The organism is Qipengyuania sp. ABI-127-1 (assembly GCA_022953095.1).
In the GTDB taxonomy this organism is placed as follows: domain Bacteria; phylum Pseudomonadota; class Alphaproteobacteria; order Sphingomonadales; family Sphingomonadaceae; genus Qipengyuania.
On record JALJCR010000002.1, the window covers coordinates 576,406 to 591,298 of the forward strand.

The 14,893-nt window shown below is 61.3% G+C and carries 11 protein-coding genes; 3 read left to right on the top strand and 8 right to left on the bottom strand.

Annotated features, from left to right (window positions below; translation table 11 throughout):
* Positions 1-3: 3 nt before the first annotated feature.
* The 4 genes from MUY37_RS12295 to MUY37_RS12310 form a co-directional block, all read right to left on the bottom strand.
* Positions 4-1,284, bottom strand: coding sequence for an alginate export family protein (locus tag MUY37_RS12295; RefSeq protein ID WP_499195629.1), 1,281 nt, complete (start codon positions 1,282-1,284; stop codon positions 4-6).
* A gap of 269 nt (positions 1,285-1,553) precedes the next feature.
* The gene (ubiM, locus tag MUY37_RS12300; RefSeq protein ID WP_499195630.1) at positions 1,554-2,723 is read right to left on the bottom strand and encodes a 5-demethoxyubiquinol-8 5-hydroxylase UbiM; all 1,170 of its coding nucleotides are present in this window, start codon (positions 2,721-2,723) and stop codon (positions 1,554-1,556) included.
* Between the two features lie 28 nt (positions 2,724-2,751).
* Positions 2,752-3,489 carry an anaerobic ribonucleoside-triphosphate reductase activating protein gene (locus MUY37_RS12305; RefSeq protein WP_499195631.1) on the bottom strand — a complete coding sequence of 246 codons (738 nt, stop codon included), beginning with the start codon at positions 3,487-3,489 and terminating at the stop codon, positions 2,752-2,754.
* 7 nt (positions 3,490-3,496) lie between these two features.
* A complete protein-coding gene (locus MUY37_RS12310) occupies positions 3,497-5,518 on the bottom strand; it encodes a ribonucleoside triphosphate reductase (RefSeq protein WP_499195632.1) in 2,022 nt (673 codons plus the stop codon).
* Between the two features lie 246 nt (positions 5,519-5,764).
* Here MUY37_RS12310 and ipdC point away from each other — a divergent pair, with 246 nt between their 5' ends.
* Positions 5,765-7,423 (top strand): indolepyruvate/phenylpyruvate decarboxylase, encoded by a 1,659-nt coding sequence (gene ipdC / locus MUY37_RS12315; protein ID WP_499195633.1) that lies wholly within the window; start codon positions 5,765-5,767, stop codon positions 7,421-7,423.
* Between the two features lie 59 nt (positions 7,424-7,482).
* Here the strand turns inward: ipdC and pdxH are convergent, their stop codons facing one another.
* From pdxH to MUY37_RS12330, 3 genes are read right to left on the bottom strand one after another with little or no spacing between them, the layout of a single operon-like run.
* Positions 7,483-8,076 carry a pyridoxamine 5'-phosphate oxidase gene (pdxH, locus tag MUY37_RS12320; RefSeq protein WP_499195634.1) on the bottom strand — a complete coding sequence of 198 codons (594 nt, stop codon included), beginning with the start codon at positions 8,074-8,076 and terminating at the stop codon, positions 7,483-7,485.
* Positions 8,077-8,096: 20 nt separating this feature from the next.
* Complete coding sequence (locus MUY37_RS12325) at positions 8,097-9,311, bottom strand: NnrS family protein (protein ID WP_499195635.1); 1,215 nt, start codon at positions 9,309-9,311, stop codon at positions 8,097-8,099.
* Positions 9,308-9,931, bottom strand: a complete 624-nt coding sequence (locus tag MUY37_RS12330) for a carbonic anhydrase (RefSeq protein ID WP_499195636.1) — start codon at positions 9,929-9,931, stop codon at positions 9,308-9,310. Before MUY37_RS12330 ends, MUY37_RS12325 begins: the two co-directional genes overlap by 4 nt.
* A gap of 82 nt (positions 9,932-10,013) precedes the next feature.
* Here MUY37_RS12330 and MUY37_RS12335 point away from each other — a divergent pair, with 82 nt between their 5' ends.
* Positions 10,014-11,225 (top strand): hypothetical protein, encoded by a 1,212-nt coding sequence (locus MUY37_RS12335; protein WP_499195637.1) that lies wholly within the window; start codon positions 10,014-10,016, stop codon positions 11,223-11,225.
* Positions 11,226-11,248: 23 nt separating this feature from the next.
* Here the strand turns inward: MUY37_RS12335 and MUY37_RS12340 are convergent, their stop codons facing one another.
* Positions 11,249-12,121, bottom strand: coding sequence for a helix-turn-helix domain-containing protein (locus MUY37_RS12340; RefSeq protein ID WP_499195638.1), 873 nt, complete (start codon positions 12,119-12,121; stop codon positions 11,249-11,251).
* Positions 12,122-12,141: 20 nt separating this feature from the next.
* Between MUY37_RS12340 and MUY37_RS12345 the strand changes: the two genes are divergently transcribed.
* Positions 12,142-14,892 (top strand): nitrate/nitrite transporter, encoded by a 2,751-nt coding sequence (locus tag MUY37_RS12345; protein WP_499195639.1) that lies wholly within the window; start codon positions 12,142-12,144, stop codon positions 14,890-14,892.
* Position 14,893: the final 1 nt, after the last annotated feature.

Below are 14,893 nucleotides of genomic sequence, written 5' to 3' on the forward strand. Positions count from 1 at the left end.
CCTTCAGAACGATACCGAAGCATAGAGCATCACGTGCGACCAAGTGCTGCTACCGCCCGTGAACTGCTTCGCGCCATCGCTCGGAACCATGATCGCGCCGACGATCGAGAAGAACAATTTTTCGGTCGCCTGAAAATCTATGAAAAGATTGAATTCATTGCCGAGATCTTCGTCAGACACACCAAGCTGACCAGGCTCGTCGAGCGTGAAATTTATCCAGGATCCGCTAAGCGAAAGCCGTTCGCTTAGCGAAGCGGAGGCTTTGACCATGTGCGTTTTCTGGTTCGAATTCGCGAAGATCCAGTTGCCCGTAATCTCGCCTTGATACCATTGTCCGTAATCGGTGAAGCCGTAGGCGAGAGGGATAAATTCCTCGTTCTGCACCGTTCGCGGATCATCCCCTGACACAACCGCGTAGCGATAGGTGAGCGTGGGATCGAGAGGTACTTTGTCAAAGATATAGTCACCTTGAATGTACCAACCCACGCCATCATAAATATCAGCCCCGCTCTGACGGGCATATTCACCGGACAGTGTCAGCCCTTTGGCGAGGCCGACAGAGGCCCGGACGTCATAGGTCTTGAGTCTTTCCACGGTATTTGCCGCGATGGCATCATCGAAATGCCCGACCTGGATGTAGGTCAGCCCAATGGATGTTCGATCGGAGAGCGAATATTCCGCATTGGCGCCGCCGACATGTGCGCGCACGCCGCTACGGCCGGGATTGTTACCCAGCCAGAATACCTCGAAAGTAAAGTTACCATTTGAGATCTGGGCAAGCACGCTGCCGCGCGACGCAGTGCGAGCACCGAGATAGAAAGCTCCGCGGTCGCCACCATCGCGTCCGCCATCCTTGATCAAGAACCCGGTTCCGATCTGATAATCGAAATCGCCTGCTTTAAGATCAAGCACGGTTCCTTGACCAAGATCGCCACGCCAACCCAGATAGAGCTTTTCAATGGTCGCCGCCGAAGGATTGTCGAGGCCGACACCGAGGCCTTCGGCGCTTTCGCCAATGGTCTTGGTGCCTACAAGTGAGACGCCGGCAGTTAGTTCTCCGCCGAGAACTTGCGGGACGGTGAGATAGAGCTGCGGTTCGATTGCGAATTCGGTCCATCCATCGGTATCGACGCCGATATTGGCCTCCGCCTCGCCGAACCATGGGTTGTCCTGTATGAAAACCACGGCTGCCGCATCGAAGCCGACATCAATTGAGAACTCCTCTGTCTCATAAACGGTGGTTTGCGCCGCGACCTGACTAGGGGCCAGCGACATGGCGACCAATGCGACGGCCCCAAATCCCACACATCGCAAGCGGCGATAGGTGCAAATGGCCACACTTTGGTGTGGAGCAGGTGAGACTTGAGGCGGATGGTGATTTCGGAGGTTCTGCAACTAGTCTTTTCCCTGGAAGAAGCCGACCGAATGGCCACTCTGCACAGGCAATGACGTTGAGACGTTCGAGACATTACGCTTTTACATTATCAGGATTTTGAAAATGCATGCCCGACTGCGTATTCACGAAAAACGCAATCGGCGAACAGGCGCTATTGTCACGCCCCCTGCATGAGCATCCGCGAGACTGCCTTGCGCGCCGGGGCGAAGCGGGCGGCCTGGAAGCTTAGTCGGCGAGCGAGCCGCCCCGGAGGACGATCATCGGTATAGAGGCCGACGATCGCGTTGGTTGCTGCATAAAGCGGCCAGGTCACAGTGCGGTGCTCTCGTTGGTAGCGTCGCAGGAGATCGGAGTTTCCCGGGTCCACCCCACGCCGCAGTGCGGACGCGACAAGGCGCGACAGGCGTTCCGTCCCTGCCAGGCCGAGATTGAAGCCATGCGCGGTCACCGGGTGCATGCCCACGGCCGCATCCCCTGCCAGCGCCGCTCTCGGTGCGACGAAGCGCCGGGCATAGGCTGTGGTCAGCGGATAGAGATGCAGCGGAGTCAGCATTCGCATCTCCCCGAACCGCCTTGCGAAACGCCGGGTCAATTCGGCGCTCAAAGCGTCGCAGTTGAGCGCTGCGAGACGTTGCGTCGCGCCGTCGGGAAGCGTCACGACAGCCGATGCCTGACGCTCGCCCAGCGGCAACAGGGCCAGCGTCTGCCCGTTATCGAACCATTCGGTGGCGAAATGGCGGTGATCGCGCTCGATCGCGACGCGTCCGACAAGCATCGATTTGCCGAGCCGGTTCATCCGGGCCGGAATGCCGAGCTGTCCCCGAATGGCCGAGAAGCGCGAATCCGCGGCAATCAGAAGCGTTGCGGCGTGATCGGTCCCATTTTCGAGCCACACCCGGGCTTCGTGTTCGTTTGTGGAAACGCGTTTTACACCTTGTCCCGTGAGCAGTTCGATCGTGGGGAATTCCCTCGCGGCCTCGTACAGTGCGCGCCGAATATCGCAGTTGGAAACCAGCGATCCCAGACGGCCCGCGCCCGTATGTCCCGGATCGAAGGAGAGCGCGAGCGGGGACGTGCCATTGAATACGCGCGCTTCGGCCAGGGAGTGAATGGCATCAGGGGCGATCCGCTCCCATGCGTCAAGGCGTTTCAAGGCTGCAATGGATGCGTGTGTGAGGGCGATTTCGCGGCCGTCGAAAGCAGGATCGGCAATCTGCTCTTCTTCCTGCCGCTCGATCAGGGTCACCGCGAGTCCAGCCTTGGCGAATCCGATGGCGAGAGCGAGTCCGGCGGGGCCGGCACCGACGATTAAGGCAGTGTGGGGCATTGGAGCATGTCCTTGTGTTGAAGCAGGTCTACCGAATGGTGAGGTCCAGCGGGCTGAGCCGGACGAGCCGCGCGACATCGATGGCGCGCATATCGGCAGGCAGATCTCCCAGCGTCGGCCGGTCCGGCCCTGCGATTGCCCGCTGCACGGCATAAGTTCCGCGATAACCGCGGCGTGCGAGATCGTGGGCCATATCGAGGATGTCGTTCTCGTCGAGCAGGGAGGAGTGGATGGTGCTGCGCACCTCGAACGGGACGGTGTCCTGCTTGCACAGAATATCCAGCGATCGCTCGAAGCGTGCGTAGGCCTTGGTCCCGGTAACGGCGTGGAAGCGCGAGGCGGGGGCTTTGTAATCGAGTGCCACCCGATCCAGCAGTCCTTCCGCGAGAAGGCTGGCGAGAACGTCGGGTCTGAGACCGTTGGTATCGAGCTTGATCGCGAATCCGAAGGCCCTAACCTGTCGCATGAAGGGGGCGAGCCGGGGCCAGGCAGTCGCTTCTCCACCCGAAAAGACCACCGCTTCGAGCAGGCCCCTGCGTGCGCCGAGAAAGGCAAGCGCTTCCTGCTCGCCGATCGCGCCCTTGCCGGTGACAATTTGCGGATTATGACAATAGAGGCAGCGCATATTGCAGCCGGCCACCCACATTATGCAGGCGATACGGTCGGGATAGTCGAGCATGGTGAAGGGCGTGATCGCATGGAAAGGCGCACCGCGATGCCCGTTGCCGTGCCCTTTATCGTCATGCGAGTAGGCGTGATGCGCCATCGCCGGTTCAGTCCACCCCGGCGAGAAGGTTGCCGGTCATGGCTGCGTCCTCGGTGAAGTGGCGCCTTGCGCGATGTTCGCCCTGTTTGCCCTTGTTGAAGCTGTCGACCGGGCGGAAGTACCCCATTACGCGTGTCCAGACCTTGGTTCGTGCGCCGCATTGCGGACATTCGGGCTGCTCGCCATCGAGATATCCATGCGCGTCGCACACCGAGAACACGGGCGTCAGCGTGACATAGGGCAAGCGGTAATTGGTCAGCACCTTTCTGAGGAAGGTGCGCGCGGCATCGCTACCCGAGAGCTTCTCGCTCATATAGAGATGCAGCACCGTACCGCCGGTATATTTGCATTGCAGTTCGTTCTGCAGTTCCAGCGCCTCGAATGGATCGTCGGTCAGGTCGACCGGGATCTGCGAGGAATTGGTATAGTAGATGTTTTCCCCATTGCCCGCCTGAATGATGCCGGGAAAACGCTTGAGATCCTCCTTGGCGAAGCGATAGGTCGTGCCTTCCGCAGGCGTTGCCTCGAGATTGTAGAGATTGCCCGTGCGTTCCTGGTAGCCGAGCAGGCGTTCGCGCATGTGTTCTAGAATATCGAGCGCCATGGCGATACCGCGTTCATCGGCGAGGTCGGCCGAGTCGCCGGTGAAGTTGCGGACCATCTCGTTCATGCCGTTCACCCCGATGGTCGAGAAATGGTTGCGCAGGAACGGCAGGTAGCGGGCCGTATAGGTATAGAGCCCACGATCGTACATTTGCTGCACGAAGGCGCGTTTCTTCTCCAGTGTCGAACTGGCGAGGTCCATCAGGCGATCCAGTTCGTCCATCAGGCCGGGCAGATCACCTTGGTAGCGGTAGCCCAGCGCCGCCATGTTGATCGTCACCACGCCGAGCGACCCGGTCATTTCGGCCGATCCGAACAGACCGTTGCCACGCTTGAGCAATTCGCGCAGGTCAAGTTGCAGGCGACAGCACATGGAACGGACCGCGCCGGGGGAGTAGGCTTCCGGATTGCGCTTCCTTTCGCCGGTCTCCGGATCGACGATGAACTGGCTGCCGATGAAATTCTGGAAGTAGGACGAACCGACTTTGGCCGCATTGTCGAAAATGGCGGTGGCGACCTTGCTGTCCCAGTCGAAATCCTCGGTGATATTGACCGTCGGAATGGGGAAAGTGAAGGGCTGCCCGGTGGCATCGCCTTCGGTCATCACCTCATAATAGGCGATATTGATCATCTCCATTTCGGGTTCGAAATGGGAGAAGCGCAGATCGTCGAGCGCGCGGATGCCCAGGTCGCGCGTCTGCGCCCGGGCCAGCAGCGCATCGTCCTCGGCACCGTCGAACAGATGCCGGTCGTGATAGGTCGGATAAAGGTCGCGCAGGTCCTCCGGCACTACGATGTCAAGTGTGATATTGGTGAAGGGCGACTGCCCCCAGCGCGCGGGCACGTTGAGGTTGTAGACGAATTGGCGGATCGCTTTCTTGACCTCGGCGAAGCTGAGCTGGTCGTAAAAGACATAGGGGGCGAGATACGTGTCGAAGCTGGAAAAGGCCTGTGCCCCGGCCCATTCCGACTGGAGGATGCCGAGGAAGTTGCTCATCTGGCCCAGCGCCTCACGGAAATGGCGTGGCGGGCGCGAAGATACTCGTCCGGGCACTCCGTTGAAGCCATCGTTCAGTAGCGCGCGCAGGGACCAGCCCGCACAATAGCCGGTCAGGCAATCGAGGTCGTGGATGTGGATGTCGGCTTGCCGATGTGCGTTGCCTTCCGCCGGCGAATAGATTTCGTCGAGCCAGAAATTGGCTATGACCTTGCCCGCGACATTGCTCACCAGTCCGGCGTGGGAATAGCCGACATTGGCATTGGCCTTGATCCGCCAGTCGGCGCCCGTGATGTATTCGCCAACCGTTTCGGAGCAATCGATCGAACGCCCCACCCACATATCGTCGCCCGACGGGCTGGCCCCGGTGGCCGCGCGCAATCGGGAAAGGGGATCGCCTGCCGAAGCCTGTTTGACCGTCACACTCATCGCGCACTCCTGTAATCATCGGCAACCCCAGCCTGAGGGGTCCATATGTTGTGTATCGCGATGACGAAATACACCTTATGTAGTTATTGAGATTTGACAAATATCAAGGACCGAAAATCTTTTTTCTCTATGGCCCTCCATGGACGGGTCGCTGCCCACCAGCATTTTCCGGGCCTGAGAAGGTTTCGAAGCAGCGGCCACGATAGAAACCATGGAGACAGAGCATTGAGCGAGAGCGTGCCGGTCATGACGACTGATCGAGGAAAAGCGAGCACGAGGACGCTGGCGACCGCGCTGCTCGATGCGCTGAAGGATCGCGGCGCTCGGCAGGCATTCGGTCTACCCGGGGATTTTGTCCTGCCGTTCTTCCGCGCAGTCCAGGAAAGCGATATCCTGCCGCTTTATACGCTAAGCCACGAACCTTCGGTGGGTTACGCCGCCGATGCCGCAGGGCGGCTGGGAAGCACATTGGGCGTGGCGATCGTGACCTACGGAGCCGGGGCTCTCAACATGGTCAATGCGGTGGCGCAGGCCTATGCTGAAAAATCGCCGATGGTCGTTATTTCGGGCGGCCCGGGTGCGGAAGAGGCGCGAATGGGCCTGGGGCTGCACCACCAGGTCAAGTCGTTGAACTCTCAGTTCGAGATCTTTCGCGAGGTGACCTGTGCTCAGGCTATCCTGAACGATCTCGATACGGCGCCTGCCGAGATCGCCAGAGTACTCGACACGGCGCTCAGCCTGTCGCGCCCGGTCTATCTCGAAGTGCCCCGCGATCTGGTCGACAGGCCGTGCAAACGCGTGCCGCAGCTATCGCAGCCGCCGGTCGACGCAAAGGCAGCTCATGCCTGTGCCGCCGAGATCCTGAGCCGGTTGCAATCGGCAGCGCGTCCGGCAATCCTGATCGGTGTCGAAGCACGCCGTTACGGTCTCGAGGGCAAGCTTGCCTCGCTATGCAGAACGCTCGGAATTCCGGTCGCGACGACGTTCATGGGCCGTGGCCTGTTCGCCGGCGAAGTGTTGCCGCTCCTCGGGACCTATCTGGGCTCCGCCGGTAAGGCGAGCATAGCCGAGACGATCGAGAGTGCCGATTGCCTGTTGATGCTGGGCGTGATCCTGAGCGACACCAATTTCGGCGTTTCGCATCGCAATGTCGATGTGCGTGCATCGATCCGGGCCTTCGACAGCGCGGTGGCGTTTTCGCACCACAATTATCCCGATATCACTTTGGAAGCTCTGGTCGATGCCCTGGCTGAGATCGCGGGTCCGATCGGAGAGGCTTCGGCGGCGGCGGCCCCTTGCTATGCGACAGGATTGCCGTGTGACGACACCGCTCTTGAACCCTCCGACGTGGCGGTGGCGCTGAACGATTTGTTCGCAGCATCGGGAACCATGCCGATGGCTGCGGATGTCGGCGACAGCCTTTTCGTAGGCCTGGAGGTGCGCGATACCGATCTCGTCGCACCGGGCTATTATGCATCGATGGGCATGGGCGTGCCCGCCGCCCTGGCGATTTGCGCTTCGACCGGGCGGCGGCCGGTTGCTCTGGTGGGTGATGGAGCTTTCCAGATGACCGGCTGGGAATTGGGAAATTGCCGCCGCAATGGCTGGGCGCCGATCGTTATCGTGCTCAACAACCGGAGCTGGGAAATGCTGCGCTGTTTCCAGCCGGGCCAGCCCTATCACGATCTCGACGATTGGCATTTCGCGGATGCGGCCGCGCCATTGGGCGGGAAGGGCGTACGGGTAACGACTCGCTCGCAATTGAAGGCGGCACTCGAGGATGCGCGGGCGGATTCCGGGAGCTTCCAACTGATCGAAGTCATGCTTCCACGCGGAAAGACCTCGAACTCGCTGGAGAGATACTCCTCCGCCTTGCGCCAGATATCGGTGCTCAAGGACGAATGACGCGGACCGGGTGTGCGTTCCGGGATGATTCCGGTTGCAGTTTCTCGGGGGCGCCAGGCTCAGGGATAGATCAGGAAGCGTCGCCAGCGATCCGCGGCGATCCTTTCGAACCCAACGCGATCATGGAGGCGCCCCGATCTGTTGGTCCAGAATTCCATCCGGTCGGGCGTCAGCCTGAAACCCGACCAGAAGGGCGGTCGGCTGACCGTTCGACCGGCGAACCGCGCGGCAGTCTTTGCTATCCTCCCCGCAAGGATCTTGCGGCTCTCGAGTTCTTCGGACTGGCGCGAGGCCCAGGCCCCAATCCTGCTTTCGATCGGGCGCGTGGCAAAATAGGCGTCGGCTTCGTCACCGCTCACCTGTATCACTCGTCCCTCGATCCGGATCTGGCGCCCAAGCGGAGCCCAGTAGAAGCAGAGAGCGGCGTTAGGGTTGGCCTTCAATTCGCCCGCCTTGCGGCTGGAAAGATTGGTGTAGAATACGAAACCATCGCTGCTGCAATCCTTGATCAGGACCATGCGGCTGGAAGGCGCACCACTGCTCGAAACGGTGGCCAAGTTGACCGCCGACGCATCAGGAATGGCCGGGTGGCACTGCGCATCGCGATACCACGAAGCGAAGGTTTCGAACGGATCGGTGGAAGTTTTTATCATTCCGGTTGCCTCATTGGCCCCTATTCGCCCGTTCGGGGGCGTAGCATCAGCGGCGCGTAGGCCAGCACGAAAAGCCCGAAGGCAACGATCCACAGCCCTCCGGCGAGATGTAGCAGGAATTCGTAATATGCCGGGAAGAGCGAGGCGGCGACGCGGGTCAGGATGGCCAGGTGCAGGGCGAGATAGCTTGCCCGCGTAGCCGGGCCGGCATGAAGCGCACGGCCCGTGTGACCCAGAGTGGCGCGGGTCATCACGGCCAGAATCATACCTGCCAGCGCCCCCACGGTCAGCGCGTGCACGCCGGCGCTGGCCGGAACCGGGGCGCCAAGGCCGGTCGCGCCGAGCAGCAACAGGCCAAGAGGCACCCAGACATAGCCGAGGTGGAGCACCAAAACGATCGGCGAAGCGAGCGTTCGCCATCCGCGCCAGCGTGCGAGGCGCGCCGTCTGGAAGGCACCCGCGACTACCAGAGCAGCTCCAACCGGAGCGATTGGTCCGACAAGCATCCACGCCGCCATAGCGACCGCCGTCATCAAGACCACCGCGATGTCGAAACGAGTCGGTTGCGAGGGGAGATGGCCCGAAAGGCCTTCGCGCTGCATCCAGTTGCGGGTGAACGAAGGTATGATCCGCCCGCCGATCAGAGATACCAACGTGACCGCCAGAGCGATCCCCGCGCGATAGCCGATATCGTATCCGATCAGGCCGGTCGATCCGGCATAATCCATCAAGTCGGCAATGCCGAACAGCCCGATCGCGAAGGCCACGGGCAGGTTGCGGTTCTTGGATTGGAGTATCTCGCGCAGAATCACGCCCGCCAGGAAGAGGTAGAACCCGCCATCGATCGCCGCCATGAACGGCATCGAGAGGTCCGGGGCCGCGAATGGCAGCAGACGGGCGACCAGCCACCACGATGCCAGCGCGGCCAGCGGAACACCGGCAATCGGTAGGCGCCCGGTCCAGTTGGGAACCGCGGTCAGCGCGAAACCGGCAATGGCTGCCCCGATGAAACCGAACAGCATTTCGTGCCGGTGCCAAGCCAGCGGATCGAACACGCCGAGCCGGGGCATGCCGACTGCGAAGGCCCAGAGCCAAATGGCGATCGCAACTGCGCCCCACGCGCCCGCAGCCAGGAAGAAAGGCCGGAATCCGCCCTGCAGGATCGGCGGCGATTCCGCAATGCGTCGGCGCCGCAATTCCAGGCGCTGGCGATTGTCCATTGGTCCGTCCATCATGCTTGCTCATCCAGAAAATCGACCCGCCCGGTGTCGAGATGGTAATAGGCCCCGATCACGCGCAATTCGCCGCGGCGTTGCGGTTCGAGCAGGGCCGGGGAAGCCTCCTGCTGCAACTCGCGCACGACCTTGCGTACATTGCACAGTGCCGCCTCGTTGACGAGGTTCTCTGCCCAGGGATCTGCTTCGAGCACGGCGGGCAGCAGCGATTGCAGCACCTTGCTGACATTGCCTGAAAACTGGCGCTGTTCCCGCGCGACGGCGACCGCCGCACCGAGCGCGCCGCAGGCCTCGTGGCCCATGACCACGATCAGCGGCACCTGAAGGTGGGTGACGGCGAATTCCAGACTGCCGAGCGCGCTCGCACACAGCGTATTGCCTGCGTTGCGCACGATGAACAGCTCGCCCAGGCCCCGTTCGAACAGCAGTTCGGGCGGAACGCGCGAATCCGAACAGGACAGATAGGCCGCGAAGGGACGCTGGGCTGCGGCGAGATGCAATCGTCGCATCCGATCCATGGGCGGCTGGTAGGTCGCATCGTCGAGGAAGCGACGGTTGCCGTCTTTAAGCAGGGCGAGGGCTTCTTCAGGCGAGAGCTGGGAGGGATCTGTATCGGGCATGGCGGTGGGGATGCTCTTAAACTAGCATACTATCTTTGACAAAAATCAATTACAATCCGGTAGAACGATCTATTTGGGTGGCATGAGTCAAGTAAAGCTCCTCGCCGCTCCGCTTCTCGGAATGCTGCTGTCGCCCACGGTCCTGCATGCGCAATCGGCCGATGAACCCGCAATCACGCCCTATGCGGATATCCGTTACAGACTCGAGGTCGTCGATCAGGATGGCCTGCCCGAAGATGCAACCGCATCGACGTTGCGGGTCAAGGTCGGCGCCAGGACTGGATCGTGGCATGGTCTGAGCGCGCTGGTGGAAGGCGAAGCGATCATGCGCGTCGGCCCCAAGCATTACAACGACACGGTCAATGGGCTGACACGGTACCCGGTCGTGGCCGATCCGGCCGATGTCTTGCTCAACCAGGCCTTCATACGGTTTCAGCCGAGCGAGATGGTGGATGCGGTCGCCGGGCGGCAGGTCATCAATCTGGACAACCAGCGCTGGATCGGTTCGGTTGGCTGGCGCCAGAACGATCAGACCTTCGACGCCGCCAAGATCGCGGTCACGCCGGTCGCCGGAGTGACGGCACAGTATTTCCACGGTTGGCGGGTCAACCGGATCTTCGGGCCGGATTCGCCGCAGGGCATCTGGCACGATGCCTCGGTCGACGCGGCCAATGTCGGTGTGAAGCTCGGCAAGGCCGGCACCTTGACGGGCTATGGCTATTGGCTCGACATTCCCGAGGCGCCCGCCGCAAGCTCGCGGACACTCGGTGCGCGCATGGCCGGGCGGCCGGTCGTCGCCCCCAACGTCACGCTGCTCTATTCTGCGGAATTTGCGCGGCAGACCGACATTTCGCCGAACCCGGCGAATTTCGGCTTGGATTACGTAGCGATCGAGGCGGGTATCGCGGCCAAGGGCTTCACTGTGAAAGGGGGTTACGAGCGCCTCGAGGGCAATGGTGCGGTCGCGCTACAAACCCCGCTCGCGACGCTCCATGCCTTCAATGGCTGGGCAGACGTCTTCCTGAACACGCCCGCCAATGGCCTGCGCGATCTCTATGCCGACGCATCGTACAAAGTCGCCGTCGGCCCGCTAAAGGGGCTGCTGCTGCGGGGTACCTATCACGATTTCCGCTCGACTGTTGGCGATATGGGCTACGGGCAGGAATTCGATGCACTCATCGCCTACCCCGTGACCAGACAGATCGGTGTGTCGGCAAAATTCGCCCATTACAATTCGGACGGCTTTGCGACCGATCGAACCAAAGCGTGGTTCACGATCGAAGCGAAATTCTGAACCCTGCGGCCACTCTCTCCCGGCTAGCGGGGAACCTTGTCAGGCCGCGCGAACGCTTCCAGCTTCGCGCGGTCTGACATCCTTACCATCCTTCCCTTGAGGCTCACCCCCTGCTTGCCGAGCAGGCCGAAAGCGCGTGAGAGATTTTCCGGCGTCATACCCAGCAGGGATGCCAGAACACGCTTTTCGGCAGGGAGAACAGTCGTTTCGGGCAGCCCTTGAACATCGTGTTGCTGGAGGATGAAATGCGCCAGCCGTTCGGCGGACTGGCGCAATTTCATATCCGCAAGCGCCAGGACCAGATCGCGATAGCCGAAGGCCAACTCGCGCATGGTCGCTTCCATCAGGGCGGTGTCTTTGCGCACCACCTCGCGCATCAAGGCGGCGGGGACGAGCAGGACGCGTGACGATTCCAGTGTACGCGCGGACATCAGATAAGGCAGGTCGGTAACCACCGCCGCCAGGATGAAACTGCGAACCGGCTGGACGATCCGCATGGTCGTGTCGCGATCGCCGACGGAGGTATAGAGTTCGGCGAGACCATCCACCAGCACGTGAAGGAAATCGGCGCGCTGCCCCACTTCGAAGAGCACGAGCTGCGGTGGGAATACCTGCAGGAAGGATCCTGAAAAGATGCGGTCACGCTCCTCCTCGTTCATTGCGCGAAAGAGCGGAAGGTTGGCGACTTCGGGTTTTTCGGCGGGGCGCAGCGTCGGACTCCTGGTTTGTCGAATAACGGACCTGAAATTGATAATTATCAGGCCTGTACTTGATGTGGCGCCTTCACCTACCTCATATGGATCAGTGCAGCCACCCTTTTCCTCGGGCGATCCCGCTTTCTTGATTTCGATCAAGGGAAGGGCGGGCTGGCTCCTTTCTGGAAGATGCACGATCACTCATCCAAGGGAGGCCAGCGATGCAGCTTGGCTCAGCCGCTAGCAAGACCGACCAGAATAGAGCCTTGGGGCTCAGTACGGTTGCATTCACCATCTGTTTCGCAGTCTGGACGATCTTTGCGATCATCGGGATCGAGATCAAGGGCGAACTCGGTCTCAGCGATACGCAGTTCGGCCTGCTCGTCGGTACTCCGATCCTGACCGGATCGCTCACGCGTCTATTCCTCGGTGTGTGGACGGATCAGTATGGGGGACGGATCGTTTTCCCGCTGACGATGATCGCTTCGGCGATCGCGACATATCTGCTTTCTTTCGCCGACAGCTATTTCCTTACCCTGCTGGCGGCGCTCGGCCTCGGGGTCGCGGGCGGTACCTTCGCCGTGGGTGTGGCTTATGTGTCGAAGTGGTATCCTCCGGAAAAGCAGGGCTCCGCGCTCGGCTTCTTCGGCATGGGCAATGTCGGCGCCGCAGTAACCAAATTTACCGCGCCGTGGGTGATGGTGGCATTCGGCTGGCAGGCCGTCGCGCAAATCTGGGCAACGGTCGCCGCGCTGATGGCGGTGGTTTTCTTCCTGTTCTCTAAGGACGACCCGGAGCTTGCCGTGCGCAAGCTGAGCGGCGCGAAGCCCAAAACCCTGCGCGAGCAGCTCGAGCCGCTCAAGAAGGAACAGGTGTGGCGGTTCTCGCTATACTACTTCTTCGTATTCGGCGCCTTCGTCGCACTGGCCCTCTGGCTGCCGAAATATCTGATCGGCGTCTATGGCGTAGATGTGAAACTGGCGGGCACATTGGCCGCCGTCTTCTCGCTTTCGGCCAGTGTCTTCCGCGCTTACGGCGGCATCCTGTCGGATCGCTACGGCGCCCGCAAGGTAATGTACGCCACTTTCGGCGTATCGCTGGTCTGCCTGTTCATGCTGTCCTATCCCTCGACCGACTATATCATTCACGGTTCGCGGGGCGACATCGCCTTTTCCACCGAGATGGGGCTGGTGCCTTTCGTGGTGACGATCTTCGTGCTCGGCTTCTTCATGTCGCTGGGCAAGGCTGCGGTCTACAAGCACATTCCCGTCTACTATCCCGATCATGTTGGCTCGGTCGGCGGCATGGTGGGCCTGGTCGGCGGTCTGGGAGGCTTCATTCTGCCGATCATCTTCGGTGCGGTAAGCGATCTTACCGGCATCTGGACGAGCTGTTTCATGGTGCTCTTCGCACTGGTCGCCGTGGCGCTGGTGTGGATGCACATCGCGGTGCGCCAGATGGAGCAGAAAGCCGCCCGCGTGGAAGGGCGCACACTCCCCGAATTCCCCGAAATGGCGGAGCTGCATGAGGATGCCAGGCACGAGCCCCACGCGTACGAGCCGGATGGCAAGGTGCTGAAGGAATGGCGCCCGGAGGATGCCGAGTTCTGGGAGAAGACCGGCGAGAAGATCGCGCGGCGCAACCTCTATATCTCGATACCCGCCTTGCTGCTCGCCTTCTGCGTGTGGATGGTGTGGTCGATGGTCGTGGCGAACCTGCCTTCGATCGGCTTCGATTACACGACCAACCAGCTATTCTGGCTGGCGGCCTTGCCGGGCCTCTCCGGTGCCACGCTGCGGATTTTCTACAGCTTCATGGTACCCATCTTCGGGGGACGCCTGTGGACCACGCTGTCGACAGCATCGCTGCTGATCCCGGCCTTCGGTATCGGTTATGCCGTCCAGAATCCCGAAACGCCCTACCTGATCTTTCTGGTGCTGGCGCTGCTATGTGGGTTCGGAGGGGGCAATTTCGCGTCCTCGATGGCGAATATCAGCTTCTTCTTCCCCAAAGCGCAGAAGGGCAATGCGCTCGCACTCAATGCGGGCCTGGGCAATCTCGGCGTCTCGGTGATGCAGTTTCTGGTGCCGATCGTCATCGCCGTAAGCGTGTTCGGTGCGCTGGGCGGAACGCCGCAGCAGACTGCGGATGGCGGCCAATTGTGGCTGCAGAACGCAGGCTTCGTCTGGGTGCCCTTCATCATCGCCTCCACGGTTCTTGCCTGGTTCGGTATGAACGACATCGCCGATGCCAAGGCCAGCTTCGCCGAGCAGGCGGTGATCTTTCAGCGCAAGCATAACTGGCTGATGAGCTGGCTCTATACCGGGACTTTCGGCAGCTTCATCGGCTTCTCGGCCGGCCTGCCGCTGCTCGCGAAATACCAGTTCCCGGATGTCGACGTTTTGAAATACGTCTTCCTCGGCCCCTTGGTCGGCGCCTTGAGCCGTGCGGCGACGGGTTGGATCTCCGATCGCTGGGGCGGCGGCCGGGTCACCTTCTGGGTGTTCGTGGGCATGATGCTGGCCGTGGTCGGGATCGTGTATTTCCTCGAAGCGGGAAGCTGGTGGGGCTTCCTCGGCATGTTCATCGCCATGTTCTTCCTGACGGGCGTGGGCAATGCCTCGACCTTCCAGATGATCCCCATCATCATGCGCCAGGAAGTTCCGCGCCTGATGCCCGAGCTGAAGGGTGCCGAACTGACCCGCCAGGCAGAGAAGGAATCGGCGGCCATCGTCGGCTTCACCTCGGCAGTCGCGGCCTATGGCGCCTTCTTCATCCCGAAGAGCTTCGGCACCTCGATCGAGGCCACCGGATCGCCGCTGATGGCGCTGTGGGGCTTCTTCGCCTTCTACGCCAGCTGCGCGGCGCTGACATGGTGGGCCTACACCCGCCGCAGCGGCCTGCTCCACGATATCGAGCGTGGAATCGCCCCCGCACCAGCCGCCACCCCTTACGTTCTCAAGGAAGCCTGAG

Excerpts from the sequence above, each read along its gene's own strand:
- ubiM (WP_499195630.1), bottom strand. The coding sequence starts at position 2,723 with ATGCCCCACACTGCCTTAATCGTCGGTGCCGGCCCCGCCGGACTCGCT.
- MUY37_RS12305 (WP_499195631.1), bottom strand. The coding sequence starts at position 3,489 with ATGGCGCATCACGCCTACTCGCATGACGATAAAGGGCACGGCAACGGG.
- MUY37_RS12310 (WP_499195632.1), bottom strand. The coding sequence starts at position 5,518 with ATGAGTGTGACGGTCAAACAGGCTTCGGCAGGCGATCCCCTTTCCCGA.
- ipdC (WP_499195633.1), top strand. The coding sequence starts at position 5,765 with ATGACGACTGATCGAGGAAAAGCGAGCACGAGGACGCTGGCGACCGCG.
- pdxH (WP_499195634.1), bottom strand. The coding sequence starts at position 8,076 with ATGATAAAAACTTCCACCGATCCGTTCGAAACCTTCGCTTCGTGGTAT.
- MUY37_RS12325 (WP_499195635.1), bottom strand. The coding sequence starts at position 9,311 with ATGATGGACGGACCAATGGACAATCGCCAGCGCCTGGAATTGCGGCGC.
- MUY37_RS12330 (WP_499195636.1), bottom strand. The coding sequence starts at position 9,931 with ATGCCCGATACAGATCCCTCCCAGCTCTCGCCTGAAGAAGCCCTCGCC.
- MUY37_RS12335 (WP_499195637.1), top strand. The coding sequence starts at position 10,014 with ATGAGTCAAGTAAAGCTCCTCGCCGCTCCGCTTCTCGGAATGCTGCTG.
- MUY37_RS12345 (WP_499195639.1), top strand. The coding sequence starts at position 12,142 with ATGCAGCTTGGCTCAGCCGCTAGCAAGACCGACCAGAATAGAGCCTTG.